22 protein-coding genes and 1 tRNA gene are annotated in these 26,628 nt (G+C 67.1%); 14 read left to right on the forward strand and 9 right to left on the reverse strand.

Going from position 1 to position 26,628, the window contains the following annotated elements; genetic code table 11:
• The first annotated feature begins 112 nt into the window (after window positions 1-112).
• The 3 genes from NN4_RS24935 (at window position 113) to NN4_RS24945 (ending at window position 2,622) form a co-directional block, all read left to right on the forward strand.
• Window positions 113-1,492 (forward strand): S41 family peptidase, encoded by a 1,380-nt coding sequence (locus NN4_RS24935; RefSeq protein ID WP_147136029.1) that lies wholly within the window; start codon window positions 113-115, stop codon window positions 1,490-1,492.
• Between the two features lie 86 nt (window positions 1,493-1,578).
• Window positions 1,579-2,484 (forward strand): SAM-dependent methyltransferase, encoded by a 906-nt coding sequence (locus tag NN4_RS24940; RefSeq protein ID WP_147136032.1) that lies wholly within the window; start codon window positions 1,579-1,581, stop codon window positions 2,482-2,484.
• Window positions 2,485-2,549: 65 nt separating this feature from the next.
• Window positions 2,550-2,622, forward strand: a tRNA-Arg gene (locus NN4_RS24945).
• 217 nt (window positions 2,623-2,839) lie between these two features.
• On the opposite strand, the gene NN4_RS24950 is transcribed toward NN4_RS24945, so the two are convergent.
• From NN4_RS24950 to NN4_RS24970, 5 genes are all read right to left on the reverse strand, one after another.
• Complete coding sequence (locus NN4_RS24950; protein WP_147136036.1) at window positions 2,840-5,086, reverse strand: N-6 DNA methylase; 2,247 nt, start codon at window positions 5,084-5,086, stop codon at window positions 2,840-2,842.
• Window positions 5,083-5,280 carry a hypothetical protein gene (locus NN4_RS24955; protein WP_147136039.1) on the reverse strand — a complete coding sequence of 66 codons (198 nt, stop codon included), beginning with the start codon at window positions 5,278-5,280 and terminating at the stop codon, window positions 5,083-5,085. Before NN4_RS24955 ends, NN4_RS24950 begins: the two co-directional genes overlap by 4 nt.
• A 365-nt stretch (window positions 5,281-5,645) precedes the next feature.
• On the reverse strand, window positions 5,646-5,993 hold the full coding sequence (locus NN4_RS24960; RefSeq protein ID WP_147136041.1) for a nucleotidyl transferase AbiEii/AbiGii toxin family protein: 348 nt from the start codon (window positions 5,991-5,993) through the stop codon (window positions 5,646-5,648).
• Entirely contained in the window at window positions 5,980-6,630 is a 651-nt protein-coding gene (locus tag NN4_RS24965; RefSeq protein ID WP_147136044.1) for a type IV toxin-antitoxin system AbiEi family antitoxin domain-containing protein, read from the reverse strand. The genes NN4_RS24960 and NN4_RS24965 overlap by 14 nt, the downstream gene beginning before the upstream one ends.
• Before the next feature lie 291 nt (window positions 6,631-6,921).
• Entirely contained in the window at window positions 6,922-7,800 is an 879-nt protein-coding gene (locus NN4_RS24970) for an alpha/beta fold hydrolase (RefSeq protein ID WP_147136047.1), read from the reverse strand.
• 97 nt (window positions 7,801-7,897) lie between these two features.
• Here NN4_RS24970 and NN4_RS24975 point away from each other — a divergent pair, with 97 nt between their 5' ends.
• Complete coding sequence (locus NN4_RS24975) at window positions 7,898-11,176, forward strand: ATP-binding protein (protein WP_222595158.1); 3,279 nt, start codon at window positions 7,898-7,900, stop codon at window positions 11,174-11,176.
• A gap of 100 nt (window positions 11,177-11,276) precedes the next feature.
• Here NN4_RS24975 and NN4_RS24980 read toward each other — a convergent pair whose 3' ends face one another.
• Window positions 11,277-12,164 carry an SDR family NAD(P)-dependent oxidoreductase gene (locus NN4_RS24980; protein WP_147136050.1) on the reverse strand — a complete coding sequence of 296 codons (888 nt, stop codon included), beginning with the start codon at window positions 12,162-12,164 and terminating at the stop codon, window positions 11,277-11,279.
• A gap of 70 nt (window positions 12,165-12,234) precedes the next feature.
• On the opposite strand from NN4_RS24980, the gene NN4_RS24985 reads away from it, so the two are divergent.
• The 3 genes from NN4_RS24985 (at window position 12,235) to NN4_RS24995 (ending at window position 15,230) form a co-directional block, all read left to right on the forward strand.
• The gene (locus NN4_RS24985) at window positions 12,235-13,158 is read left to right on the forward strand and encodes a LysR family transcriptional regulator (protein ID WP_147136053.1); all 924 of its coding nucleotides are present in this window, start codon (window positions 12,235-12,237) and stop codon (window positions 13,156-13,158) included.
• A 159-nt stretch (window positions 13,159-13,317) separates the two neighbouring features.
• Complete coding sequence (locus NN4_RS24990; protein WP_246181069.1) at window positions 13,318-14,466, forward strand: lipase family protein; 1,149 nt, start codon at window positions 13,318-13,320, stop codon at window positions 14,464-14,466.
• A 104-nt stretch (window positions 14,467-14,570) separates the two neighbouring features.
• On the forward strand, window positions 14,571-15,230 hold the full coding sequence (locus tag NN4_RS24995; RefSeq protein ID WP_147136056.1) for a DJ-1/PfpI family protein: 660 nt from the start codon (window positions 14,571-14,573) through the stop codon (window positions 15,228-15,230).
• Window positions 15,231-15,245: 15 nt separating this feature from the next.
• Here NN4_RS24995 and NN4_RS25000 read toward each other — a convergent pair whose 3' ends face one another.
• Window positions 15,246-16,706 (reverse strand): aminotransferase class I/II-fold pyridoxal phosphate-dependent enzyme, encoded by a 1,461-nt coding sequence (locus tag NN4_RS25000; RefSeq protein WP_147136059.1) that lies wholly within the window; start codon window positions 16,704-16,706, stop codon window positions 15,246-15,248.
• A 113-nt stretch (window positions 16,707-16,819) separates the two neighbouring features.
• Here NN4_RS25000 and NN4_RS25005 point away from each other — a divergent pair, with 113 nt between their 5' ends.
• The 3 genes from NN4_RS25005 (at window position 16,820) to NN4_RS25015 (ending at window position 21,087) form a co-directional block, all read left to right on the forward strand.
• The gene (locus tag NN4_RS25005; protein ID WP_147136062.1) at window positions 16,820-19,153 is read left to right on the forward strand and encodes a galactose oxidase-like domain-containing protein; all 2,334 of its coding nucleotides are present in this window, start codon (window positions 16,820-16,822) and stop codon (window positions 19,151-19,153) included.
• Between the two features lie 110 nt (window positions 19,154-19,263).
• A complete protein-coding gene (locus tag NN4_RS25010; protein ID WP_147136064.1) occupies window positions 19,264-20,271 on the forward strand; it encodes an adenylate/guanylate cyclase domain-containing protein in 1,008 nt (335 codons plus the stop codon).
• A gap of 51 nt (window positions 20,272-20,322) precedes the next feature.
• Window positions 20,323-21,087, forward strand: a complete 765-nt coding sequence (locus tag NN4_RS25015) for a pseudouridine synthase family protein (protein WP_147136161.1) — start codon at window positions 20,323-20,325, stop codon at window positions 21,085-21,087.
• A gap of 1 nt (window position 21,088) precedes the next feature.
• Here NN4_RS25015 and NN4_RS25020 read toward each other — a convergent pair whose 3' ends face one another.
• Entirely contained in the window at window positions 21,089-21,733 is a 645-nt protein-coding gene (locus NN4_RS25020) for a TIGR03086 family metal-binding protein (RefSeq protein ID WP_147136067.1), read from the reverse strand.
• 87 nt (window positions 21,734-21,820) lie between these two features.
• Between NN4_RS25020 and NN4_RS25025 the strand changes: the two genes are divergently transcribed.
• The 3 genes from NN4_RS25025 (at window position 21,821) to NN4_RS25035 (ending at window position 23,945) form a co-directional block, all read left to right on the forward strand.
• Window positions 21,821-22,258, forward strand: a complete 438-nt coding sequence (locus NN4_RS25025) for a MarR family winged helix-turn-helix transcriptional regulator (RefSeq protein WP_147136070.1) — start codon at window positions 21,821-21,823, stop codon at window positions 22,256-22,258.
• A 152-nt stretch (window positions 22,259-22,410) separates the two neighbouring features.
• A complete protein-coding gene (locus NN4_RS25030; protein ID WP_147136073.1) occupies window positions 22,411-23,190 on the forward strand; it encodes a metallophosphoesterase in 780 nt (259 codons plus the stop codon).
• Between the two features lie 77 nt (window positions 23,191-23,267).
• Window positions 23,268-23,945 carry a phosphodiesterase gene (locus tag NN4_RS25035; protein ID WP_147136076.1) on the forward strand — a complete coding sequence of 226 codons (678 nt, stop codon included), beginning with the start codon at window positions 23,268-23,270 and terminating at the stop codon, window positions 23,943-23,945.
• 4 nt (window positions 23,946-23,949) lie between these two features.
• Here NN4_RS25035 and NN4_RS25040 read toward each other — a convergent pair whose 3' ends face one another.
• On the reverse strand, window positions 23,950-25,008 hold the full coding sequence (locus NN4_RS25040) for an AraC family transcriptional regulator (protein ID WP_147136079.1): 1,059 nt from the start codon (window positions 25,006-25,008) through the stop codon (window positions 23,950-23,952).
• 96 nt (window positions 25,009-25,104) lie between these two features.
• On the opposite strand from NN4_RS25040, the gene NN4_RS25045 reads away from it, so the two are divergent.
• Window positions 25,105-26,571: a flavin-containing monooxygenase gene (locus NN4_RS25045; protein ID WP_147136082.1), complete on the forward strand. Its 1,467-nt coding sequence runs from the start codon at window positions 25,105-25,107 to the stop codon at window positions 26,569-26,571.
• Window positions 26,572-26,628: the final 57 nt, after the last annotated feature.

Genomic DNA, 26,628 nt, shown 5'->3' on the forward strand with positions numbered 1-26,628 from the left:
GGCGAACTGACGGCAAATTCACTGTGCGAGCCGAGTAGTACGGTTAACCCCACCCTCGGTCGACCTGCCTCCCCGGTTGCCACCGCGCCGAGCCATGGTGAACCGTGGACGAATGACCATGCAGCGCAAGCGAACCGCAGTCATCGCCGTAGCACTGGTGGCGGTCGGCACGATCACGGGCTGCGGGAACTCCGCGGACACACCGCCCGCCGCTGACTTTCCGTCCGGCTTCTGGCAGGTAAACGATTACGGCAGCGTGCTTTCCGTGCACGCCGACACGCTCGAGTCCTACCAGCTGACCGCGCTCAGCTGCCTGAAGGACGACACCGCAGTACGTTCCGGAAGTCAGGGCCGTTACGTCACCGAAGGCAAAGACGTGCTCACCCTGCGCCCCGGCGGCAGTCCGGACCAGGCCACACTGCACATCGGCGGGTCACCCGGAGATCGCACGCTACGCCGTCTTTCCGCCTTACCACTCTCGTGCACCAGCTCGGTCGTACCCGCCGCCTTCGACGTCTTCTGGCAGACCTTTCAGGAGCACTACCCTTTCTTCGCGGCGAAAGGCGTTGACTGGCAGCAGGTTCGGGATACCTTCCACGAACGCGCCGCCCGGGCCGAGCAGCGCGGCGATGATGATGCGCTCTTCACTGCGCTGCGGGACATGGTCGCGCCACTGCACGACGCACACGTGGTCGTGTCGGCAGGCGACGGCGGGTTCTTCGGCACAGTCAGACCAGGGACAACCATCCCGAGTCCGCAACTCGATCAACAGGTCAAGGAGCACGTTCAGCGTCGCGACCTCCAGCAGCAGCCACTCACCGAATACGCCAACGGCCGCATCGGCTACGCCGACGTGCCCGGCCAGAACTACGGCTACCTGCGGCTCTCCGCGTTCAGCGGCTACACCACCGAACGGACCTTCGCCGCCGACAGCGCAGAACTCGACCGCGCCCTGGACGCGATCTTCACCGAGGACCGGCGCATCCGGCTGCAAGGACTGATCCTGGACCTGCGGATCAACGGCGGTGGCTCGGACAGTCTCGGCCTGCAACTGGCCGCCCGGCTCACCGACCGTCCATATTTCGCCTACGCCAAGAAGACCCGCACCCTCGGACCCCACCCGCAGCACGTCGAACCCGCGCACGGCGCGTACGCGGGCCCCGTCGCGATCCTGACCGGTGGCTCCACCGTCAGCGCCGGCGAGACCTTCACCCAGGCGATGCTCGAACGCCCTTCGCGCACAACACGAATCGGGCAACCCACGCAGGGCGTGTTCTCCGATGTCATGCAGCGCAAGCTGCCCGGCGCCGGCCACGAAGACTGGTGGTTCGGCGTCCCGAACGAGGAATTCCTGACCTCCGACGACCGCACCTTCGACGGCACCGGCATCCCACCCGAACTGACCGAGCCGGTCTTCACCGACGAGGAGTTCACCCTGAACCGGGACTCCGCCTTCGATCGCGCGATCAGCTGGCTGACCAGCGGCTCTTGACGGTTCGAGCAAACTGTCTGAGACTGTCAGCATCGGGAATCCGAATCGGCTGGCGGCAACTGGTCGAGCGAGCATCGGGAGAGCTCATGACGCTGACCACCGCCGACATCCCAGTCGAGGACTTCCGGACGCGATCCCTGCGCTGGGCCAAGGAATGCTACGAGTGGTCCCGAGTCCCGTTCCTGCCCTCGGGCGAGCGAGTCGGCCGAGTCTACGACGTAGTCGGCCCGCGAAACCTGTTCGGCGAGGACTCCCTATTCATCAATCTCGGCTACTGGCGCGACAACCCGGCCACCCTCGACGAGGCGAGCCGGGACCTGGCGCGCCTGGTCGCCCGCGAGGCCGAACTCGGTCCGGGCGACATCCAACTCGACGTCGGCTTCGGCTACGGCGACCAGGACTTCCTCTGGGCCCAGGAATTCGAGCCCGAGCAGATCATCGGCGTCAACATCGCCGTCGAACAAATCGAGATCGCCACCCGCCGCGCCGCCGAACTCGGCCTGGCCCACCGCATCCGCTACCAGTACGGCTCAGCAGTCGACCTCCCCTGCGCAGACGAGTCCTGCACCAAGGTGACCGCCCTCGAGTCAGCCTTCCACTTCCCCTCATACCCAAAGTTTTTCGCCGAGGCCCACCGCGTCCTCCGCCCCGGCGGCAAACTCGTCACCGCCGACATAGTCCCCCGCACAACCCCCACCACCCGCACCCTCCTCCGCCTGACCGACCGCCCCAGCCCCCTACCCAAAACCAACGTCTTCGACATCCACCACTACCGCCGAGCCCTGACCGCCGCAGGCTTCAGCAACATCCGCGCCTACTCCATCCGCCGCCACGTCTACACCCCCCTCGCCGCCTACCTCACCAAACGCCTCCGCGACCCCGACATGCGCCGCGTAAACCCAGCCCTCCGCCTAGCCTTCAGCCACCCCGCCCTCGCCCTCTGGGGCCCCTGGGCCGACTACATCATCGCTGTAGGCACCAAGGCCCCTTGAATCCGTTTCGGTCCAAACGCCCCCGAGCCGGTAGACTCCCCGACGTCCCGGTGGCAACCGGGCAAGCCCTCGTAGCTCAGGGGATAGAGCACCGCTCTCCTAAAGCGGGTGTCGCAGGTTCGAATCCTGCCGAGGGCACACACTGAAGACTCGAACGGGACCGGCGCGTCGCGATTGACGCGCTGGTTCCGTCCGCCCAGATGGGTGGCTGCCGCGCGTTGACCGGGCGGAATCGGGGAAGGGGATGCTCAGGCGACGTCGGTGTTGACCACAGTCAGAGGCGTCGGCCCGGCGCTGATCGTGAGGGCGGTGAGCGCTTCGGCGAGCACCAATTCGACCTCGGTCGCGAAGTCGGTCACGGTCTTGTCGATTTTGGTCGCCTCGCACCCCACGCTGGTGGCTTCTCGAAGAGAGCGATCACAAAGCTGGTTCGTTCCACTTCCGCCGTCTGCATCCGTTCGTGCAGCGCAGCGATGCCCGCGTCGGCGGCAGCCACCTCGGCACCGATGCGTTTCTGCACGTCCAGCGCAGGCAAGGGGACGAGCAGCTTGCCGAGGTTGGCAGAGCTGATGGACGGGATCGTCGTGCCAGCTGCCTTGTTCTCGATCCAGGTCACCGTCGACGGCAGCGACAGGAACGCGATGAGGTACCGCGGGTCGACCACGGCGAGGTCCCTTGCGCGCAACCGGAGCAAGCCCGTACCGAAGAGCAGCCCCTCCGCACTCTGGTCAGCAATGGCACAGGGACCCAGCGTTCCCGTTCTGGCACACAGGATGTCGCCATCTGCTAGCTCGAACTTTGCAAGCCGACGGGCGTCCTCTGGGCGCACTCGCTTCGCATGTTCATCCCTGATGCCGCGATGTCGTAGCTGTGAGGGCGCGATCATCGCGACTCCGTCGTCCACGAACTCCAGGTCCTTGATGAGGGCGTTCGAGGGCCCCGCTTGGATCTCGCACAAGACACTGAGCGGTTGGGCGTTTTCATCGGCGTTTGTGCCAGGAATCGGCCGGTAGTCGGCAGGGCTGAGCGAGAATTCACGACGCTCGATTTCGGTGACGTCGGCAGCAACAGCGATACCACCGCGACCAAGATCCTTCGGACGGAATTTCCCAGCGCCCGAACGCCATTCGCGATAGCAATCAACCATTGATCGCATGTCCTGTTCGGTCAGATGTCGACGGCCGGCCTTCTTCTCGCCCGCCGCGCGCGCGTCGATCAGGAGAACGGAATCTCGGGCCTTCGTCTCGCCTGCGGCGTCCGCGTCGGTCAGAACAACAGAATCTGGGGTCTTCGCTGGCTTAATGAGGAACCAAACACTCACCGGCACAGGGGTCGTCGCGAAGAGTCCGGGCGGTAGAGCAACGACACATTCTACGACGCCCTTCTTGACCATGGCCTGGCGAATTGCTATCTCGGTCTTGTTGTCCGATACAGCTGCTTGGTTCGGCATGACCACGCATGCGCGTCCCCCGCGCTTGAGCGACGCATACACCTGCTGGAGCCAGGCGAAGTTGCCGTTCTTCGCCGGGGGTGCCGCGAACGGCCAACCTTCTTCTGGCACAGGCCATTCGGCAGAGTTCTTCTGGTTGAAGGGCGGATTGGTCAGGACAAAATCGAATGTCGGTGACGGACTCGCAGCCTCACCTGATGTCAGGGCATCGCCAGATAGAAGGTCCGTGACCCCCGCACCGTGGATGGCGATGTTCATCGCCGCTAGCCGCAGCTGCTCGGGGTGGCGCCCGAATCCTGATGTTTCGACACCGGCCACCGCAGACGCGGCCGCAGAGATGAATTCACCGAAACGTAGGTATGGGTCATGGCACCGGACCGGGCCGGTGACCTCACCGAGCAGGATCTCGGTCGCCAGCCGAACAATGCTGGATGGTGTAAAGAATTCGCTGCTGTCGCGTTGACCCCAGTCCGCGAAACGATCGAGGATCTCTTGGAACGAGTCGCGGCCAAGATCATGACATGTCCGATGGACCTGGGCGATGTCCTCGACCGAGGAGGGCTGCAGTCGAGCGAAAACCGTTCGGATGCCCGGCAGCACGCCGTGCTCACGCAGGACGGTATCAACGATTACCCCGAGCGCGTCGAGCAGTTGCGCCGGGCTGCGTAGATCCTTGCCAGCCTCGTTGACGAGGTCGGTGATGCGCGCCCACTGCTTGGGAGCGACGACACGGACGAAGACCAGGCAGAGCAGCAGCTGCAAGTAGTCAATCTGCGGTCCGCTGCCACATACCCGTTTGGCCAATGGCCCGTACAGCTCGGCTAGAGCATCGGCCCGATCCGAACCCTGCCGAGCAGAACCATCGCCGCCGCCCGACCGGTCATAGCTGCCAGCGTCTCGCTGACGGGAGTTCCGGACGACCCGCTCGGCATAGGTGCAGCCTTTTCTCTCGGTCGCCAACAGCTGGCCGTCGGGGATCGGGCGGTCCTTCATCCACTCGATCATTTCGGCGAGGGCGAAGAGGTCGCCCTCCTCTGACGATCGTGGACGAGGGAAGCTGGCGTGCCGGCGCTTCCATGTCGACAACAGCGACTTGTCGATCCCAGCCAGTGCGGCGATCTCCCGCCGCGACACCAAGCGGTTCGTTCTCATGGCCGGACTTCGAACACGAAACGGATCATTTTCAGGGCTACGAGGGTCGCTGTGGCGCACCCCGCCGCACCGAAAGCGGCTGCGGCTGCTAGCGAGCCACCATCGACGACTGTGAGGATTCCCGCGACGATGCCAGCGATCACACCGAACAGGGTGGCCACCAGCATCAGCAGGACTCGGACAGACCGGGACATCGAACTCCTCCGTATCACCTGGGCGAGAGATGGTCTCGCTTGTGCTGGCACCACGCTATGCAGTCCGACCCTCACCGCAAAGTGCGCATTGCCATGCGCAGACAATCAGTTTCAGATCCACACGGAACCTCAGGCTTCACCACACGGACGAATATCCCAGCCTGCCTGGCTGTTTGTCTCATATAGTTGACTCTAAGTCGCCACAATCACCCCTGCAAACTGTCAACACCTCCTGTCGCGGATGCGGGGTGCTATCCGCAGGTGACATCTGCACATGCACGACCGGCGGGTGGCACCGGCGACGGCGGTGTTGACGGTGCCCGCTCACCAAATCGTGGGACACTACTGATGCCACAACCGAAGTGCTACCGCCGCAGTATTCCGGCGGTATACGTTGTAGCCGGTGGGTGAGTCGGCCTATGACTCCACGGTCGCCCGCATCGAAGCCCACTGCCTCGCTGCTGAAACAATGCAGTGTCGAGTTCGGCTGCCAGTACCTTTCGGTTGTCCAGCGCAACCAGATCAATGTCTTCACTGAGCCTGCCGTTCACGAGATGTGTACGAGCAAGAGCAGTTCCGCCGATGAAATACAGTCGGTCGCCGAACTCGCGGCTGATTGCCGCCAGCAAATGGGAGATCAGATGGTCCCGCTCGATCTGCTCTGGGGGCACGCCGAATTGAATTGCGACACCGTCATGTTCATCGATGCTCATGTCCCACCCAACTTTCCGCACGCCGAAGGACCGCACCCCGTCGCTGGTCTCTTGCGAGCTGTGCAAGTCTCCCCAAATCGCTACGACGGTAGAGCGTCTCGATTGCCGGACGGACCTCCATCTCGGCATTGCCCAGTTCCGGACGCCGGGCAAGATCGAGCACGGTCTGCTCCGGCGTCGTGACCAGCACTTGGCCTAGCGGCGTCTCGATACGCTCCGCGTCCAGTGCTTCGGTATCGCGGCGGACGAACCGGACATGTGCCGAGCGGTCGGTCAGCGCGATCGACCGGTGCTGACTCGGAACCGCGACAACCGCGGTCGCCAGCGCACGAGGTACCGCTCCCAGCACGCGGGCTGCGCTGATTCCCATGACAATGGTGTGATCCGGCCCGTAAATCGATGAGGCAATACCTGCGGCGGCTGGCTCGAGTTCGGGCAGCCAGGTCCGACCGACATAGTCCGGCGGGACGATGATGTAGTAGCCATGAGCAACGCGGTGCAGCACGCCTCGATCGACGAGCCGCGCGACCTCGGGCCGCGGTTGGGCGTAGATGCCAGCCAAGTCCTGCGGCCGCAGGGTTCGAAGCGGTGTTCGCCAGAGCTCGCTGGGCAGGACGATGCCGCGATGTTCCGCCACCTCCCGAAGAGTATGCAAATAGTTGGCTTTAACCCAACTAAATGCATAGTACCGGGTCGGGTTCGCTCATCGGCATCACTGCTGCTCACCTAGACTTTTGCGCTGCTGCCCGCTGGGCGAAAACAGCTTCGAGAGCAGTTGACCGGCGAGAAGACACCTCTCGGTACGGTTTCGATCTATTGGGAGTCCCGCCGAGGGCACATCGAAACAGCTCGCCTGAGATAGGCATTGGGCATCCCCTTCACCGATCACGGGCAGCGCTGGCGTGCTGCCCGTATCGGTCTGCGGCCATCAGCGGGTCAACAGGGTGCGGATGGCTTGGGTGACGGTGGCGGGGGATTCTTCGGCCATGAAGTGGCCGGAGGTGACGGTGGTGTGGGTGAGGTTGGGGGCCCAGGGTTTCCAGAGGGCGGGGGCGTCGAAGCCTAGGGCGGCGCCCCAGTCTTGCTGGAGGACGGTTACCGGCATGCGGAGGTGGTTGCCGGTGGTGCGGTCGGTGCGGTCGTGGTCGAGGTCGATGGTGGCGGAGGCTCGGTAGTCGGCGACGATGCTGGGGATGGCGGCGGCGGAGGCGGTGAGGTAGGCGGCGCGGATCTCGGGTGGGATGGCGGCGGGGTCGTTGGTCCAGGTGTCTAGGAAGTGGGAGAAGAAGAGGTCGGGGGTGGCGGCGATCATTTTTTCGGGGAGACCGGGGGGTTGGGCCATGAGGTAGAGGTGGAAGCCGACGGCGGCGGTTACGCCGTGCATGACGTCCCACATGTCGAGGGTGGGGAGGACGTCGAGTGAGGCCAGGTGGGTGATGGTGTCGGGGTGGTCTAGGCCGGCGCGGATGGCGACGAGGGCGCCGCGGTCGTGGCCGGCGAGGGCGAAGCGAGCGTGGCCGAGGGTGCGGGCGACGGTGACGATGTCGGCGGCCATGGTGCGCTTGGAGTAGGTGGTGCCGTCGACGTCGGCGGGCTTGTCGCTGTCGCCGTAACCGCGCAGGTCGGGGCAGATGACGGTGTGGTCGGCGGCGAGGTCGGCGGCGACGTGGCGCCACATGAGGTGGGTTTGCGGGAAGCCGTGCAGCAGCACGATGGGGCTGCCCGAGCCGCCGACCGCGACATTGAGTTCGACCTGGTCGGCGACGGCGATCCGCTGGTAGTCGAATCCGGTAATCTTCGGTGCCATGAGGTGTCCTTCCGATGTTCGTTGGTGACGTTGGACAGTCTTTTCCCGCGCACTCAGCAACTGATCAGCAGCGACTGAGTACGGCGTCGGCGGGCGCGTGGCGCAGCTGAACTTCGGTGTTCTCGGGCCCATCGGCGCCGAGCGCGCCGGGACGCCACTGCCGCTGAAGGGGTCGAAGCATCGCGCGGTGCTCGCACGGTTGCTCGTCGCGCGGGGGCGCATGGTCACGGTGGATCAGTTGATCGACGACCTGTGGGAACGGCCGCCGAGCGGTGCGGTGGGCGCGATCCAGACGTTCGTCGCCGAGCTGCGGCGGGTGCTGGAACCCGACCGCGCACCACGTACACCGGCACAGGTGCTGGTGACCGTCGCGCCGGGATACGCGTTGCGCACCGAGCCGGATGCGGTGGATGCGGACCGATTCGAGGCCGCCGTCGCGCGGACAGCAGAACTACTCGCCGCGAAGTACTTCGAGCGGGCATTGACGATGGCCGACGTGGCGGCGGCACTGTGGCGTGGACCCGCCTACGCGGAATTCGCCGAACAGGGTTGGGCGCGTGCCGAAGTCGACCGGCTCGACGGGCTGCGACTGCTGGCGGTCGAACATCGGGCTGCCGCGCTGATCGAGCTCGCACGGCCCGCCGAGGCCGAATCGGCGCTGAATGCGCTGCTCGCCGACCATCCTTTGCGCGAACACGCTTGGCAGCTGCTCGCTGTCGCGCTTTATCGATCCGGCAGGCAGAGCGACGCGCTTGCCGCCTTGCGCCGCATCCGGCACCTGCTGCGTAGCGAGTTGGGCACCGATCCCGGGCCTGAACTCCAGCGGGTGGAGGCGGACATCCTGGCGCACGCGCCGCACCTGCTTTCCTCGGCCGTACCCGCCCGAACATTGCCGCCCGGAAAGGATTTCGTCGGGCGCCGGCAGGAGTTCGCCGCCATACAGCACGTTGCGAACGAAGTAGCCCGACACGGCCGCACCCGGCTGGTGCTACTGGCGGGCGAGGCGGGAGCCGGTAAAAGCGCTCTTGCCGAAGAAGTTTCGTCGGCGTTGACCGACGATGGCTGGATCGTCGCGCGCGGCGAGAGTCCGGCCGACCTCGGCGTTCCACCCGGCTGGGCCTGGACCAGGATCCTCGCGGCGCTGACCTCCGCAGGGGCAGCACACGAGCGTCCTCCAGCGAATAGCGACGAACGACCGAACAACGAAGGCGCACCCACAGATCCGATCGAGGCGCGCTTCGTGTTCCATCGTGCCGCGGCCGACTATCTCGCGTCGGTGGCGCAACGCACGCCGGTCCTGCTGGTATTCGATGACATACACAACGCCGGTTCGGAAACCCTGGACCTGCTCTCCGTGCTCGTCACCGGCGGTATCGCGGCCCCGGTGCTGATACTGGCGACGTACCGCAGCACCGACATCACCACCGAACTCACTGCCGCGCTGGCGAAGATGGCTCCCGCCGAGCCGGTTCGCGTGTACCTCAGCGGCTTGCCCGAAAACGACACCGTTGCCCTGGTACGCGCAATCGCCGGACCGGATATCGCCGAGCGCGACGGCCGCCGAATTCACCGGCGCGGCAATGGAAATCCGTTCTTCGTTCGCGAGCTGGCCCGGTTGCTTCGCGACGAGGGGTCCGACGCACTCGACACCATCCCGGCGGGCGTGCGCGAGGTCATCCGGCATCGCATGGCGATGCTGCCGCAGTCCGCGCAGACCCTCGTCCAGCAGGCCGCCGTACTCGGCGAGGAGGTCGACCGCGAGATCCTCATCGAGCTCGCAGGCGACGCGGCCCGTGCCCTCGACGACCTCGAGTTTTCGCTGACTGCAGGGCTGTTCACCGAATCGCCCGAGGGATCACTGCGATTCACCCACGCGCTGGTACGCGACACCGTGTACCGCGACATCAGCGGTCCGCGCCGGGCCAGGTGGCATGGCGAGATCGGCGAGCTACTCGAAAAGGTCGGCATCGCAGACGTTTCCGTCTTGGCACATCATTTCGTCCGCGCGAACAGCCGGGCCACCGCGGCGAGCGCAGCCCGGTACGCGGGCGCCGCGGCGGTGGCGGCGGAACGAGGCTTCGCACTCGCCGAGGCGGTGCGGCAATGGCGCGCGGCCCTCGAAGCCTTCGACCGGATGCCCCGGCCCGATCCGGCCGCGCGACTCGACGCGGTCACCGGACTCGCTCGGGCGCTCGCAGTCACCGGCAACCTGGCCGAGGCGAGGCATTACCGCGGGCTGGCCATCACACAGGCCGGACAGTGGGCCGATCCAGTACAGGCCGCGCGAGTGATCAGCGCTTTCGACGTTCCCGCTATCTGGACCACCAACGACGACCCCGCCCTCGCACGCGACATCGTCGCCGCGGCCGAACGCATCCTCGCGATCCTGCCCGCCGAACAGCGTGAGCTGCGCGCCAGGCTGTGCACGACGGTTGCCCTCGAACTGCGCGGCGCAGACGACGACCGTGGTCTACGCGCCGCCGAGGAAGCCGAGGCAATCGCCAGGGAGCTCGACGAACCCGCCCTGCTGGCCTTCGCCCTCAACGGCCGTTTCATGCATACCTTCCAGAGCACCGGCCTGAGTGCGGAACGCGCTCACATCAGCGACGAACTCACCGCTGTCGCACGACAGCACCGGCTGGTCACCTTCGAGGTGCTCGGCAGCCTGATCAGCCTCCAATCAGACTGCGCTATCGCCGATCTCGCATCAGCAGACGCACATGCGGCCGCAGCCGACCAGCTGTCCACCGAATACGAGCTACCGATGGTCAGCGTCTTCACCCATTGGTACGCCGCGCTGCGCACCGCACTCACCGGCACCCACCACGCCGCCGAGACCGCTTACCGCACCGCCGCCAGGATGCTCACCGGCAGCGGCATGCCCGGCGTCGAACAGGGCCTCCTCCCGCTCGCACTGCTGTGCCTGCGACTCCAACACCGACTGCCGCCCGGCGACGACACAGCGGCCTGGGGTCCATACGAACCATGGGCCCGCCCGATCATCTTGTTGGACAAAGGCCTTCGTGACGAAGCTGCCGCCGCCCTGCAAGAAGTCCCCCATTCCCCACGCGACCTGCTGCTCGAACTACGCACCTCCCTCGTAGCCCGCGCCGCCCACGCCCTCGGCGACACATCGACCATGCAGCGCTGCTACGACCAACTCCTCCCGGCCGCAACCGAACTCGCCGGCGCGGGCAGCGGCCTGATCACCCTCGAACCTGTCGCCTACTACCTCGCCGAAATGGCCACCGCTCTCGGCAATCCGGAAGCCGCCGCAACGCACCGGCGGCAAGCCCTCACCCTGGCCCGCCGAGCCGACTCGACCCATCTCATCGCGGCCGTCGCCGCGCCACTGAGCTCCTCAGCAAAGCAGTGAGCACCGTCGAATAGTCGCCACATACTCAACGCACACGACTCATCTCGATGACCGAGAACCGCAGGAGCTCAACCACCTTGCTCGACTGATGCCGAGCACTTCACGGAGTAAGCAGCAGGTCCTGTTCAACAGGCGGCTTCCCGGAATACCAAGGCACGACCTGACCAAAACGAATCAGTTCTCCATACAGCGCTGGATCAATGCCCGGCGTCAACGCCAGATCGAGCACAGCGCGGGCCGCCTCGGCCGGTGTCTGCGCGTGGCTGAAATCGCTGAACCACGGCCGCGACGTCGCGGTGTCGACCATGCCGGGACACACCGCGGCGACCAAAGTGCCACTGGCCAAGTCACTGTCGCGACGCTCAGCGGCCACCGCGCGCACAGCGGCAACCTGAGCCACCTTCGACGGCACGTTCAGCCAGCGCGGCCACCCTGCCTCCTGCGCGGTCTTCGAATGTATTGCACCGCGCCAAGTTTCGACAGCCTCCTCGACCTGGTCGAGAGTGGCACCGTCGAACAGTGGCCGCAGTCGCTCAGGCAAGTGCCCCAGCGCACCCAATGTGCTTGCCACCACGAGCAATCGCCCACCGGGCCGCAGGATCGGGCCGAAGCTGCGCAGGATGGCATGCGTCGCGGTGTTGGAGACATCGATGAATTCATCGGCCATCGCCGATTGCGACCGGTCGGGGGTGAGCCGAGTAATGGCGTTGGAGAACACAATGTCCACACCGCCGTAGCTGTCCCGCAGCTCCGCGGCGAAATCAGCGATGCCCGCAGTATCGGCAACATCGAGCACCCGGCCCTGCACCTGGCTCCGGGTGCCGGATGCCGCCGCAACCTCGGCTGCGGCATCCGCAACTCGCCGCGCATTGCGTCCGGTGAGCAACACCAGATCAGCCGGGTCCATCCGAGCCGCCAGCCCTTCGGCTAGCGCCCGCCCCAAACCTTGATTCGCCCCGGTCACCAGGGCAATACGTGCGACATTCATGACTCCAAACTAGGAACGCCCCAGCCATGAGTCCAACGAAAGTCAGGCATGCCTGGTATGCGTAAAACTCATGGACTTCACCGACGTCTCGCTCACCGCGCTGCGCGTCTTCCGCGCCGTCGCCGAGCAGGGCACCTTCACCGCGGCGGCGGGCTCACTCGGTTACACCCAGTCCGCGGTCTCCCGGCAGATCGCGTCGGTTGAGCGTATGGCGGGCACGGAACTGCTCGAGCGTCGCCGTGACGGCGTAAAACTCACGGCGGCAGGGCATCTCGTGTTGCGCCGAGCCACCACAGTGTTAGAGCAGATCGACGCGACCGCCCGCGAACTGTCCGGACTGCCCGCCCAAACAGCGACGGTGCGGGTGGGCTGGTTCCCCAGTGCTGGCGCCGCTCTGTTACCGAAAGCCATTGCGGCACTGCGCCGAACCCATCCCGGCATCACCGTACTGGGCCGGGAAGGCAGCACACCGGCACTGGTCCGCGCCTTGCGCGCGGGCAGCGTGGACCTCGCTCTCCTCGGCTCCGAGCCACCGTTTCGGCCGCCGGATACCGAGTCTCCCGCCCTCATCCTGCAAACCCTCACCGAGCGCAGCCTGTGCGTGGCCGTACCCGCCACGCACGCACTCGCGCGCGGCGACTACATCGACGTCGCCGACCTGCACGGCCAGCAGTGGATCGCCGGGCCGAACACCACGGACGACCGGCTGATGGGCGTCTGGCCCGGACTGGACGAGCGCCCCGAGATCACGCACACCGCACGCGATTGGCTGGCCAAGCTCCAATTGGTCGCCGCGGGTTGCGGACTCACCACCCTCCCCGCCATCCTTGCTCCCGCCGCACCACCCGGCGTGCGCATCCTGCCGGTCCGCGGCGGCCCACAGGAACAGCGGCGCTTGTTGCTGGCGCACCTTCCGTCCCCACTCGGCGACGCGGCGACCCGGACCGCCGAAGCGCTCCGGGTCGCCGCGATCGAGCTGGACATACCCCGCTGACCACCCACAGCGACTCGACCCCACGGTGCACGACGACCCGACTCAGCGCGGAGTACCGTGGATTTGCTTGCAGTTTGCTTTCGCTCGCCGCAGTACCTGCGTAACCGTCCTGAGCTGCTCTTCACCTGGTCGCCGGCCCAGCACAAGGAGAAGTCTTCGATGCGCGTTATTCGTGGTTGGAAGAGTGCGGTAGCCCTGGCCACCGCCTCGGCGAGCGTCCTGCTCGGTCTCCAGGCCGCACCGGCCACAGCGGAAGCTCCGGGGATGCTGATCGACTCGATCCCGCAGGCCGACGGCTGGCGGCCGATGCCGAACGGGTCGGTCATCACCTACTGGATGGCCGGGTCGGACGGCACGCCGCAGCAGGCCAGCGGGGCCCTGTTCGTGCCGACGGGCACGCCGCCGTCGGGCGGGTGGCCGGTCATCGCGTTCGATCACGGGACCACGGGCCTCGGGCGCGGGTGCGGTGGCGAATCCGATCCGAGCACGGCGCCGCACTCGCATTGGCATACCGAGGAAGACGACATCATGCTGCGCCTGATCGACCAAGGCTTCGCGGTGGTGGCTCCCGACTACCTCGGGCTCGGCCTTTTCGACACCGGCCCGCACCCGTACCTCGAGCTGAAGACCGAGGCGACGGCCACCATCGATCTGCTGCGCGCCGCCCGCTCCGCGCACCCCGAACTGTCGCGCACCTGGGCCGCGATGGGCCCCTCACAGGGCGGCCAGGCGGCACTGGGCACCGGACACCTCCAGTCGAGTTACGCCCCCGACCTCGACTACCGCGGCACCATCGCGATCGATCCGGAGTCCGATGTCGAAAAGGCACTGCCCATAGCGGGTCCCGCTATTCCGACCGTGCCGGGAACGTCGGAAACATTGGGCTTCTTGACGAGCATTTTCGCCGGCTTCCGAGCCGCGCGACCCGACATCGACTTCGATCAGTACTTGAGCCCGGCCGGGCGGACGCTGCTCGATGAGATCGGCACCATGTGCAAGCCGGAGATCGAGGCGCGGGTGGACGGCGTCGGCATCGGTGAGCTGCTGTCGAAGCCGTTGTCCGACAGCCGTGTCCGGGCTGCCTACGAGTCCTACCTGACCGTGCCGACCAGCGGCTACGACGCCCCGATCCTGTTGCTGCTCAACGTCACCGATACCACGGTCCCGTCCCCGCTGCACGCGGCGCTGGCCGCTCAGTTCGCCGCCAACGACGTCGACTTCCAGACCGTCACGGGCACCGGCACGCATACCCAGCTCAATCCCCAAATGTGGTCCGCCATCGACGCTTTCCTGACTCGCGTCAGGTAATAGGACTACCTGGCGAGAATCCGTTGGAACCTGACGATCAAGCCACTTCTCGCGGACGGGCGCCGCACATAGCGTCGTAAGCACCGACGAGAAGGAGACTTTCGATGCTCGCACAGTTCGTACTGTTCGACGGATTCGATCCGCTGGACGTGATCGCGCCCTACGAGGTGCTCGGCGCGGGCGGCACGGTCACCGGTGGATCGCTCGAGGTCGAACTGGTCGCCGCGGAGGGCGCGCGGGAGGTACCCAGCGGCGTAGATCCGGTGTCGTTGCGGGCCACCGGGCGGCTGGATCCGGAACGCGCGGACCTGGTCATCGTGCCCGGCGCGATGGGCCGGATGCCCACGGACGCGGAGGATCACCGGGACGACAGCGTGCTGACCGTCCTCGTCCGAGCCCTCGGCACCGAACTGTCCGCCCTGCTGAAGGAAGCCATGGCTCGGCCCGGGCTCACCGTCGCGAGCGTCTGTGGCGGCTCGCTGTTGCTCGGGTTCGCCGGGTTGCTCACCGGTCGTCCAGCGACCACACACCCACTAGGCATGACGGCACTGGCGCGAACGGGGGCACGGGTGGTGGACGCCCGCGTCATCGATGACGGTGACCTGATCTGCGGTGCGGGCGTCACCTCGGGTCTGGACGTCGGCCTGTATCTGCTGGAACGCGAACTCGGTCCGCAGGTCGCACACGCCGTGGAGCAACTGATCGCCTACGAACGTCGCGGAACCGTCTGGCGGAACACGGGTTCCGTACCGGTCGCCGCCTGATCCGGCGCCGATCGGTCAGCGCGCGACCACGCGGATCGTCTTCAGTTCGGGGTCCGCCGGATCGGGGACGTTCATTCCCGCGTCGACACCGGAGCGCAAGTACTCGATCACCGCCTGGTCGATCTGTTCGCCGGGCACGATCACCGGTATGCCCGGGGGGTACGGGGTGACCTGCTCCGCGGCTATCCGACCGGCGGACTCCGCGAACGGCACCGTATCGATCGACGCGAAAAAGGCGTCGCGGGGCAGCATTACGGACTCGAGCTGCAACTCCTCTGGCGACGGCAACCGCAGGCGCGGGCCCGGCTGCACCTCGTGTTGCGCACGCCAAGCACCGAGCGCATCGACCAGGGTGTCGATCGTCGACTTGTCGTCGGAGATGGACAACGTGGCCTGGATCCGGCGGTGATCGCACAGGCCCATATCGATACGCCGGTGCTCGCGGAGCCAGTCCGCGACCTGGTAACCGGTTGCGCCGGTCGCGGATACGTCCATCAGGACCTGCATGCGGTCGAGGTCGTGGGAGGCCTCGACACCGCACAGCGCCTCGTCCATCACCTCGATGTCCGGGATGGCGGCCAGGTCGGTGCGCGCACGTTCGGCGAGTTGCAGTGCGGTGTCGAGCAATTCGTGGCCCCGCTCGACCATCTGCCTGCGCCAGCCGTCGATCGCCGAGTACAGCAACACATTCGGGCTCGTCGTCATCAGCAGGTCCGCGCAAGAGCTGAGGTGTTTCGAGTCGATGAGGTCACCCTGGTGGTGAAACACCGAGCCCTGCTCGAAGCCTGCGCCCATCTTGTGCACGCTGACTACACAGACATCCGCACCGACATCCATCGCCCAGGTCGGCAGGTCGGGGTGGAAGGGCAGATGCGCGCCCCAGGCTTCGTCGACGATCAGCGGCTTGCCGCGCTCGTGGCACACCTCGGCGATCCCGGCGAGGTCCGCGCAGGTGCCGTACGCGCTGGGGCTCACGATCAGCGCACCCGCCGCATCCGGATGCTCGTCCCACGCCTTACGCACCTGTTCCGGCGACGGCGGATGCGAGAAGTGCCGCTCGGCATCCCATCGCGGCGTTATCCAATGCGGCTGCACGCCGGAGAAGATCAGGCCTGCGACGATCGATTTGTGGCTGTCCCTGGCGACGAGCAAGCCGCCCTTGCTGCCGCCGGCGACCGACATCATGGCGGCTTTCACCGACAGCGAGCTGCCGCAGGTCGAGAAGAACGCGGTCTCCGCGCCGACGGCGTCGGCCATCAATTTTTCAGCATCCTTCAGATACCCGCCACGCGACAGGCGATCATCGACCCCGGGGGTGGCCAGCACGTCGGAGCGGAACGCGTCCGCGCCGAGCGCGTCGAGAACGCGCTGGTCAGTGCCTCGTCCCTGCCGGTGTCCCGGCGGCGTGAAGCCGTAACGGCCGAGTCGGTGGTACTCGGCGAGTGCGTCTACAAGCGGTGCCTTCGAGTGATCCACGATGGTCGAGTACCCACGGCCCAGCACAGCACACTCCGGGCTACGCCCCCGTTTTTCGGTAACCACGAAAGGATGGTCTCGCCGGATCGGCCGGGACGGACGACGATAGGAATGTGGCAGGACAGTTTGTTCCCGTCCCGGGGTGGTTCGCCTGGGAAAACCAGGATTGCGGCGTCGCGGTCGCGGATATCGACGGCGACGGAAACACCGATGTCGTGGTGTTCATGGTGGACAACCCGGAGGGCCAGAACGCGGGTTTCTACCGGGTCGGCTCGGGGTTCGCGGCCGACGGCACGGTGCCCGCGTGGGGGCCGTGGCTGGAGGTGCCGGAGTGGTTCGGCTGGGAGAACCAGGGTGCGGGGATCGCCCTCGCCGATCTCTCCGGCAACGGGCAGCTGGATTTGGTCATCTTCCTGGTCGACAACCCGCCGGGCCAGAATCAGGGCTACTACCGGATCGGCCGTGACCTGGCCGCCGACGGCACGGTGACCGGCGGCTGGACGCCGTGGTTGCCGGTGCCCGACTGGTTCGGCTGGGAAAACCAGGGCGCCGATATCTGCCTCACCGTGCTCGACGGACAACCGGTGCTGGTCCTGCTCACCGTCGACAACCCGCCGGGTCAGAACAGCGGTCAGTTCCGGCTGGCGAAGGGTCTGGGGGCGGACGGGTCGGTGGCAGAGTGGACACCGTGGCTGGCGGTGCCCGACTGGTACGGGTGGGAGAACCAGGGCGCGGGCCTAGCCGTCGCGGATCTGGACGGTGACGGCAGGCCCGAGCTGATCGTGTTCGCGGTGGACAATCCGGTCGAGGGCAATGTCGGGGTGTACACCATCGGCTGGGGGCTGGACGGTTCCGGCCACGCGGTCGACGGCTGGAGCACGTGGTCCACGGTGCCCGACTGGGGGTTCACCGAAAACCAAGGTGCCGCAACGGCTTTGCTCACTCACCCGGGTGCGCCGCCGGAGCTGGTCGTCTTCACGATCGACGCGCTGCCCGGCCAGAACGCGGGTTACCTGCGGGTGGTCGAGCTCGAGACCGACCTGATGCACGCCGCGCATATGGGTGTGTGGCGGATCCTGGATTTCGGCACCGAGATCAATCCGGTGCACGCCGCGCTGCTGCACACCGGCGACGTGTTGTTCTTCGCGGGCTCGGGCAATGACCCCGATCGCCACCACGCACACGACTTCCGCACGCGCGTATGGCATTACCCGAATCCCGGCCTGGACTCGGTGGATACGCCGATCGACCTGTTCTGCGTCGGCCAGGCCATGCTGCCGGACGGCCGGCTGCTCGCGGCGGGCGGCACCGAACGCTACGACCCGTTCTACGGCCTGCCCGACGCGCTGATCTTCGACCCCGCCGCGCTGTCCTGGAACCGCATGCCGGACATGGCTTTCGGCCGCTGGTACCCCTCGCTCGTCACCATGCCGGACGGCAACGTGGTCTCGGTGTCGGGTCTCGGCGCCGACAACTTCCTCTCGGTGGTGCCCGAACTCTTCGACACCGCGACCCAGACCTGGTCGCAGCTGCCGGTTCCCGGCCCCATCCCGATGTACGGCCACCTGGTGCTGCTCGCCGACGGCCGCCTGTTCTACACCGGCGGCCAGTACGGCGGCAACAACGGTATGCGGCCGTCGATCTGGGATCCGGCGACCGGCGCGACCACCGAGGTACCCGGCCTCGCCGACCCGGGCTCGCGCAACCAATCCGCCAGCGTGCTGCTGCCACCCGCGCAACAGCAGCGGGTGATGATCCTCGGCGGCGGCGGATTCGATATGCATAGTCCCGCACCGGCTTTGGCCGACACACGGATAGTCGACTGCTCCGGCCCCCACCCCAGCTACCAGCCGGGCCCGCCGATGGACCACGCCCGCATGCATCTGAGTGCGGTCATCCTGCCGGACCGGACCGTGCTGGCCACGGGCGGCTCGGGCATGGAGGAGATGGCGCACGCCGCGCCGCCGCACGCCGAGATCTTCGACCCGGCCACGAACCGCTGGATGCACACCGCGAAGTGCCGCGTCCCCCGGCTCTACCACTCCGTCGCCCTGCTCACCGCGGACGGCAAGGTGATCACCGCAGGCTCCAATCCGGCCCGCAAGACCGAGGAGCTGCGGATCGAAATGTATTGGCCGCCCTACCTGTTCCAGGGTGACCAGCCCGAGCTCCAGCTCGGCGCCGAGTCGGCGGCCTACGGTGCGACCGTGACCGCGACCAGCGCCGCGCCGCTGCGGGAGATCAACCTCGCCCGCCCCTGCGCGTGCACCCACTCCTGCGACAACGAACAACGCCTGGTCGACCTCGAATTCACCAGCACGGCACCGGATTCGGTGACCATCACACTGCCGGACAATCCCGCACTCGCGCCACCGGGCTGGTACCTGATCTTCGCCGTCGACACCGGCGGGGTGCCCTCGCTCGGCCGCTGGCTGCGCCTCGGCTGACACGCGACTACCCGTTCCAGGGACACGCCGACCGGGCCGCCCGCTGTGAGGTGGCCCAATGGTGGCGGTGTTTGCGGCGAGTAGCGCCATGGTCGTCGTAAGGTACCGGCATGGTGCCCACCGAGAAGTCCGAGTTGGTGCAGTCGATCGTCGAGTCGTATCTGCTGGACGGGGCCAGGCAGTACAGCCGCACCGACGTCGCCGGCCAGGCAGGCACCACCACGGCGCTGACCAAGCGGCTGTGGACCGCTCTCGGCTTCCCGGCCGGGCTGGACGACGACGCCGTCGACTACACCGACGCCGACATCGCGGCCTTGCGCAACTTCCGCGACCTGAACGTGCTGGCCTCCGCGGACTCCCGGCAGCAGGCGGCGACCGCGCGCACCCTCGGTCAGGGCATGGCGCGGCTCGCGGAGTGGCAGGTCGACCTGGTGCTCGCCGAGATCGGCGAGCGCATCGCCGCGGCCGACCCCGGCGCCGATCCCGAGGAAACGGTGCGTACCGCCACCGAGGGCACCATCGCGACCCTCGAACAGCTCAACACCTACGCCTGGCGCCGCCACCTCGCCGCCGCGCTCTCGCGGTCGCTCGATCCGGGCACCTCCGCCGGGGACACCGTGCGCGAGCTGGCGGTCGGCTTCGCGGACATGGTCGGCTACACCCGTTTGACCAGGCACCTGCACCCCGACGAGCTCTCGCTGCTGCTGGAGTCGTTCGAGTCCACCACGACCGCCGCGATCACCGAGAACGGCGGCTGGGTGGTCAAGAACGTCGGCGACGAGGTGATGTTCGCCGCGAACAGCGCGGCCAACGCGGCCCGCATCGCGCTGGCCATCCAGGAGTCCACCATGATGGTCGGCGGCACCCCGGAGCTGCGCGTCGCGGTGGCCTACGGCGCGGTGCTGCAGCGGTTCGGCGATCTGTACGGCTCGGTCGTGAACATCGCGTCCCGGCTCACCGGCGTCGCCCGGCCCGGCACGGTGCTCATCGATGACGAGGCCGCCGCGGCGCTGGACGGCGAGCCCGAGTTCCTGATCAAGAACCTGCGCAGCGTCCGCGTCCGCGGCTTCAATCGGCTGCGCCCGCACATCCTGCGGCGCAACGAGAAGAACCACTGAGCACCGCTTCGAGCGCGGTGCCTGCCGCGACCTAAGCTCGTTCCAGTGGAGATGGACTGGTCCGAGCTGCGCGCGCGATTCCTCGTCGAAGAAGACGCGGCGATCCTGGCTTTGCACAAGCCCGCGGGCATCTCCGTCACCGGCGAGCGGCACGACACCGACCTCGTCGAGATGGCCGCGGCGGCGGGCGAAACGCTCTATCCGGTGCACCGCATCGACAAGGTGACCTCCGGACTGGTGCTGCTGGCCAAGGAACTCGGCGCGCACGGCCAGTTGACCCGGCAGTTCAACAAGCAGACCGCCCAGAAGGCCTACCTCGCCATCGTGGCGCCGGGCGAGCTGCCCGACACCGGGACGATCGACCTGCCGTTGAGCGTCGGACGCAAGAACCGGGTCCGCATCGCAGCGCCGCGGGAGAGCATTCGCCGCGACGCGGACCGCTGGTTCGTCGCCGACGCCGATCTGCTTAATACCAAGAACTATCCGTCGCGCACCGAGTTCGCCACGGTGCTGCGCCGGGACGACCACGCAGTGCTCGTGCTGCGCCCGATCACGGGTCGCCGCCACCAGATTCGGGTGCAGCTGGCGTGGATCGGCCACCCCATCGTCGGCGACCCGCTGTTCGACAAGTCGGGCGCACACGAGCGGACCTACCTGCATTCGTGGCGGCTCGGCCTGACGGCGGACTGGCGTACCCCGCCGGAACTCGCGCTGGCGGCGACACCCGACGCGGACTTCTGGCGGCCGATCCAGGCCGAGTCGAACGAACCCGCCGACCTGCTACGCCGCGCGGGCGAGTTGCTGCGCGGCGCTTAGGTCAGTGCGGCCATTCCGGCGACCGACCGAGCATCGCGACGATCCGGTCCAGCCGATCCGCACTCGATGACGGCACCACCGGGCCGAATGCGGCACCGGGCGCCAGCCGGATCTCGCCGCCGGGAACCGCCTCGGCCACCGGGCACGCGGCATCGAGCAGTTCGTCGTCGAACTGCACCGGCAACCCCAAAGCCTTTGCCACATCCCAGGAATGCACGACGTAGTCGATGAAGTGGAAACTCACCGCCTGAGCTCCGGAGAACTCGAAGTCGGTACTGAACTCCACCAGCGGAACCTTCCGGTCGAGCACGCCGGGTTCGGCGAACGCCGCGATGACATGCTCGGCGGCGGTGCGATAGCTCGTCACCGGATCCGCACCGAGCGGACGTAGCTTCCACTGGACCGGATCGGCGTCGCCACGGGATGCGGCGGCGAATCCGTAGTGCTGGGCGATCATGTGCGTCAACAGGCCGTGCAACGTCCAATCGGCGCACGGCGTCGGCTTGTCCAGGTCCGCACTCGTCAGTTGCTCGACCAGGTCGATGCTCGTCCGCACCGCCCGCTCGTTCAACGCGATGAGATCGACGGTGCTCATCAGCGCGTCGAGGGTGCGCAGTTCCGCGCTGGTATCCGAATCGGTCGCCATCTATGGCTGCTCTCTACTAGTCCAAATAATAAGTACGCGCCTATCGTATGCTTATGCTTATCATCTGCCAAGCAGTATTTTCTACCCATGTCGCACGCTCATCGTCCCGATCTCGCCGCGATGATGGCCCCACTCATGCGGGCGCTCATGGCGGCGGAACTGCCTGTGCTCGAACGACATGAACTGTCCATGTGGGGCTACGCGGTGCTGCTCGGGCTCGGCAAGGAGCCCGTGTACACCCAGGCCGCGCTGGCCAAGTCGATCAACGCCGACAAGACCCGCATCATCCCGGTGCTCGACGAACTGCAAAAGGGCGGGTTGATCCGGCGTGAACCCGATCCGGCGGACCGGCGCGTCAATCTCGTGTCGATCACTCCGGCCGGGCGCAGTCTGCGCGACCGGGTCCAGACCGAGATCCAGGAGGTGGAGAATCGCCTGCTATCGGAGTTACCCGCCGCGGATCGGCGCGTCTTCCTGCGCTCGCTACAGACCTTGGCGACGCACGTCGAAGAGCAGTCATCGTGAGCGCAAACACAGACCACCGCGCAGGTTTCCGCTGGTGGTGAGCCTCATGGCGACGCGTAACACGCAGGTCAACTAGCCTTATTACGTGCCGCGCACGGGAGGCGGGCACACTCTGACGCAACGGAGCGATCCCCCAGAGAAAGCGAACGCCGATGATCCTGGTGGCTCAGGTCAGCGACACACATTTCGATCTCGGCGCCCGCAACGCCGAACGGGCCGAGCAGGTCATGGCCTTTCTGAGCGGCCTGCGCCGCAGGCCGGACGCGATCCTGGTGACCGGCGACATCACCGACGGGGGCAAGCCCGACCAGTACGCCCAGGCCAGACTCGCATTCGACATCGACATCCCGGTGTACGCCATCCCCGGTAACCACGACGATCGCTCCGCCTTTCGCGGCACGCTGCTCGGCGAACCGGCCTCGACCGCGCCGATCAACCACGCGCACCGGATCGGGGATCTGACCGTCGCACTGCTGGATTCGAGCATTCCGGGTGAGCCGAGCGGCCGGCTCGCCGACGAGACCTACACCTGGCTGCACGACGTGCTCGCGACCGCCCCGGCCGACAAACCGGTGCTGCTCGCCCTGCATCACCCGCCCGCTTACCTGTTCAGCCCGATCGTCGACGAGATCTCGCTCCAGGAGCCGGAGAAGTTCGCCGAACTGGTCGCCGGTGACAAGCGCATCGTCGCGGTGCTCACCGGGCACGCACACTCCGCGGCGACAACGACATTCGCGGGGCGTCCGCTGCTGGTGGCGCCGAGTACCGCGTCGGTGCTCGGTGGCATCTGGGAACTGGACCTGCCCGACCACGTGATGGACTACGCGCCCGACCCCGCCGTCGCGCTGCACATGATCGATGAAAAGCACAGTCTGACAACGCATTTCCGCAGCATCCCAATGGGCGGCTGGCTCGGTGTCGCGCCGAACTGAGGCGGGCGCGGCCGTTTAGCCGCCCGGGGTCCGGGCAGTCGAGGGATGACAGTTCCCCTCGATTCGAAGGAACTCCGATGACCGATCTCGCCGCTTCAGTAGTGCGCAGCACCTTCGCCGTGGGAGCCAAGCTGCGCCATGCCAGGGTCTTTCACCCCGACGGCCTGCACCTGTCCGGGCGGCTGCACGCGGAAAGCGAGTACGAGCACCTGTTCGGCACGGGTGAGCGTGCCGTGATCGCGCGCCTGTCGAAGGGCGCGGGCACACCGGGCAGCCTGCCGGATGTGCTCGGCTTGGCGTTCCGGGTGCTGGATCGCCACGACGAGCCGTGGGATTTCGCGCTGGCGACCACCGGCGGCGGACCACTGGGCAAGTTCCTGATCACACCCGCTCGTGGTTGGGTCCGCGCAAGGTACGGCAGCCTGATGCCGTATCGGGTCGGCAAGACCGCGCCGCTGTGGTTCTTCGCCGAACCGGACACCGGCCAGCCCACCTCCGCGTCGCTGGCGGAGATGACCGAGCACCTGCGCGAGCAGCCGATCTCGTTCACGCTGCTGGCGAGCGGGGTGACCGGTGCGACCCTGCGCCTCGCCGAGCTGACGCTGCGGCTCTCGGAAGCCGCAGACCATCGGACGGACTACTTCGACCCGATGCTCAATCACCCGGACGGCGTGGAGCTGTTGCCCAAGATCGTCGGCAAGGTAAGGGAATTCGCCTACTCCGGCAGCCGAACCGGTCGCGGCGAAGGCGCGTAACCGATCAGCGCCGCACGGCCTGTTCGCGGCGATAGGCGGCGGGCGTCGCACCGGTCCAGCGTTTGAACGCGTAGATGAACGTCGACGATTCCGCGTAGCCGAGCCGGATCGCGACGTCGCTCACCGAAAGTGGTGTCGCGGTGAGCATCTCCTCGGCCAGCGCGCGGCGCACCTCGTCGAGCAGCGCGCGGTAGCTGGTGCCCGCGGCGTCGAGGTGGCGGCGCAGCGTGCGCGTGCTCATATTGAGATCGCGTGCGACGGAGTCGATTCCGGGCGGCACGGTGAACCCGTCGGCGCCGCCGGGGACCAGGCGTTCGCGTACTTCGGCGGCGATACCGGTGCGGGCCCGGCGGCGATCGACCAGCTCCCGGCACTGGGCCAGGCACATCGCCCAGGTCTGCTCGTTGGCCTGCGGCAGTGGCTGATCCAGCACCGCGGGCTCGATCGCGAACAGGTTGCGTGGCTGCCCGAAGCGCGGGCGCACACCGGTGACCTCTTCGAGCCGGTCGGCGTATGCCGGTTCCGCGAAACGGAACTCGGCCCTGGCGAGCGGCAGCTGCCTGCCCAGCAGGTCGCTCATCACCTGATGCATGGCGGTGACGTCCCGTTCGACCAGGAACTGCCGGACATCGGCCGGAATCAGCTCGTCGTGCACCCAGGCCACGAACTCCCCCGCCCGCCACTCCGCGGCGGGCAAGCAGAAGGTGAAACTCAGCTCCAGGTAGCGCAGCGCGAACGAGATCGCCTCGCCGAGCGTCGGGCTGCTGACGCAGGCGAAGCCGAAGATGCCGAAGGTGGTGATCCGATAGCGGCGGCCGACCTCCACGCCGAGCGCGGGCCGGTCGGCGAGTTCGCGCACCAGATTGCGGACCACGACCAGTTCGATGTGCGCGTCGATCTGCCCGTCCGGGTCGCGCAGCAATGACTCGGACAACCCCGTTCCGGCGAGCATGCGCCCGGCGGACACACCGTGCTCGGCGGCATAGCCGACCATCAGCGCCACGCTGGCTATCCCGCGCGGAAAGTTCCAGTCACGGATCCCCGGATCCTGCACCCGCTCCACAGCGGACAGTATGCGGCCTGCTTGGCCGAATTTCTCGATCGGCTATCCGTGCGCCCCCTACAGTGGAACTATCTTCGGTGTTGTGAGGAGTGTCACATGACAGCGGGCAACCGGCCATCGGTCCTCATCATCGGCGCGGGCTTCGGCGGCATCGGGATGGCGATCGAGCTGCGCCGCAACGGTTTCGACGACATCACCATCCTGGAGCGGGCCGCCGACCTCGGCGGCGTGTGGCGGGAGAACACCTATCCCGGCGCCGCCTGCGACGTGCCGTCCCCGCTGTACTCGTTCTCGTTCGAGCCGAAACCGGACTGGCCGCAGCGCTACTCCGGGCGCGAATCGATCCATGCCTATCTGCGCGGCGTCGCGGAGCGCAACGGCGTGTTCGACACGATACGGTTCGGCGCCGAGGTCACCGATGCCGAATTCGACGACGCCACCGGCCGCTGGACCGTCCGCACCGCCGACGGTACCGCCAGGACGGCCGACGTCTTGATCTCGGCGGTCGGCCAGCTGTCGCGGCCCGCACTGCCGAGTATCGCGGGCCTCGACACCTTCGCGGGTGCGGCGTTCCATTCCGCCGGGTGGGACCACGAGGTCGAACTGCGCGGCAAGCGCGTGGCCTGCATCGGCACCGGTGCCAGCGCTATCCAGTACATCCCGGAGATCCAACCGAAGGTGGACCAGCTCACCCTATTCCAGCGCACCCCCGCATGGGTGATCCCGAAGTTCGACACCGACTACTCGCCCATTCAGCACCGGTTGTTCGCCCGGCTGCCCGGCGCGCTGCTGGTCGAGCGCTTCGGCTGGTGGTCGATCGCCGAGTTCGTCTCGCTCGGCCTGGTCGAGTTCCCGGCCATCGCCAGGCTGGTGGCGACGCTCGCCGAGCGGCATCTGCGCAAGCAGGTGGCCGACCCGGAGCTGCGGGCCAAGCTCACCCCGGACTATCCGATCGGCTGCAAGCGCGGCCTGTTCTCCAACGACTACTACCCCGCGCTGACGCAGCCGAACGTGCGAGTGGAGACCACCGCGATCACCGAGGTGGTGCCGCAGGGCGTGCGCACCGCCGACGGCACCGTGCACGAGGTCGACGTGATCATCTACGGCACCGGCTTCAAGGGCACCGAGTTCCTCTGGCCGATGCACATCTACGGCCGCGCGGGGCGCAAGCTGTCCGACGTCTGGGCCGACGGAGCACACGCCTACAACGGCGTCACGGTGCCAGAGTTTCCGAATCTGTTCCTCGTCTACGGGCCGAACACCAATCTCGGTGTCGGCTCGATCATCTACATGATCGAATCGCAGGCCCGCTATATCCGCCAGGCGGTCGAGCTGCTCGGTCGGCACCCAGGGCACTCGCTGGAGGTTCGCGCCGATCAGGAGGCACGGTTCAACGAGGCCCTGCAGCAACGCCTCGCCCGCACCCCGTGGAACTTCTGTGCCAGTTGGTACCGCAACACCGCGGGCCGCATCACCAACAACTGGCCCGGCTCGCAAACCAGCTATCGCCGCAGGCTACGCAAGCTCGACCCCGCCGATTACACCCTCACTCCGGCCGCATGACTGCCACCGAATGGGGTGCCGCCGGGACGCGCCCGCACACTGACCGCCCGCCCGCAC

Source organism: Nocardia ninae NBRC 108245 (assembly GCF_007990755.1).
In the GTDB taxonomy this organism is placed as follows: Bacteria; Actinomycetota; Actinomycetes; order Mycobacteriales; family Mycobacteriaceae; genus Nocardia; species Nocardia ninae.

Excerpts from the sequence above, each read along its gene's own strand:
- NN4_RS25030 (WP_147136073.1), top strand. The coding sequence starts at position 22,411 with ATGATCCTGGTGGCTCAGGTCAGCGACACACATTTCGATCTCGGCGCC.
- NN4_RS25045 (WP_147136082.1), top strand. The coding sequence starts at position 25,105 with ATGACAGCGGGCAACCGGCCATCGGTCCTCATCATCGGCGCGGGCTTC.
- NN4_RS25010 (WP_147136064.1), top strand. The coding sequence starts at position 19,264 with ATGGTGCCCACCGAGAAGTCCGAGTTGGTGCAGTCGATCGTCGAGTCG.
- NN4_RS25025 (WP_147136070.1), top strand. The coding sequence starts at position 21,821 with ATGTCGCACGCTCATCGTCCCGATCTCGCCGCGATGATGGCCCCACTC.
- NN4_RS25020 (WP_147136067.1), bottom strand. The coding sequence starts at position 21,733 with ATGGCGACCGATTCGGATACCAGCGCGGAACTGCGCACCCTCGACGCG.
- NN4_RS24935 (WP_147136029.1), top strand. The coding sequence starts at position 113 with ATGACCATGCAGCGCAAGCGAACCGCAGTCATCGCCGTAGCACTGGTG.
- NN4_RS24990 (WP_246181069.1), top strand. The coding sequence starts at position 13,318 with ATGCGCGTTATTCGTGGTTGGAAGAGTGCGGTAGCCCTGGCCACCGCC.
- NN4_RS25015 (WP_147136161.1), top strand. The coding sequence starts at position 20,323 with ATGGACTGGTCCGAGCTGCGCGCGCGATTCCTCGTCGAAGAAGACGCG.
- NN4_RS24995 (WP_147136056.1), top strand. The coding sequence starts at position 14,571 with ATGCTCGCACAGTTCGTACTGTTCGACGGATTCGATCCGCTGGACGTG.
- NN4_RS24950 (WP_147136036.1), bottom strand. The coding sequence starts at position 5,086 with ATGAGAACGAACCGCTTGGTGTCGCGGCGGGAGATCGCCGCACTGGCT.
- NN4_RS24955 (WP_147136039.1), bottom strand. The coding sequence starts at position 5,280 with ATGTCCCGGTCTGTCCGAGTCCTGCTGATGCTGGTGGCCACCCTGTTC.
- NN4_RS25035 (WP_147136076.1), top strand. The coding sequence starts at position 23,268 with ATGACCGATCTCGCCGCTTCAGTAGTGCGCAGCACCTTCGCCGTGGGA.
- NN4_RS24940 (WP_147136032.1), top strand. The coding sequence starts at position 1,579 with ATGACGCTGACCACCGCCGACATCCCAGTCGAGGACTTCCGGACGCGA.
- NN4_RS24970 (WP_147136047.1), bottom strand. The coding sequence starts at position 7,800 with ATGGCACCGAAGATTACCGGATTCGACTACCAGCGGATCGCCGTCGCC.
- NN4_RS24985 (WP_147136053.1), top strand. The coding sequence starts at position 12,235 with ATGGACTTCACCGACGTCTCGCTCACCGCGCTGCGCGTCTTCCGCGCC.
- NN4_RS24960 (WP_147136041.1), bottom strand. The coding sequence starts at position 5,993 with ATGAGCATCGATGAACATGACGGTGTCGCAATTCAATTCGGCGTGCCC.
- NN4_RS24980 (WP_147136050.1), bottom strand. The coding sequence starts at position 12,164 with ATGAATGTCGCACGTATTGCCCTGGTGACCGGGGCGAATCAAGGTTTG.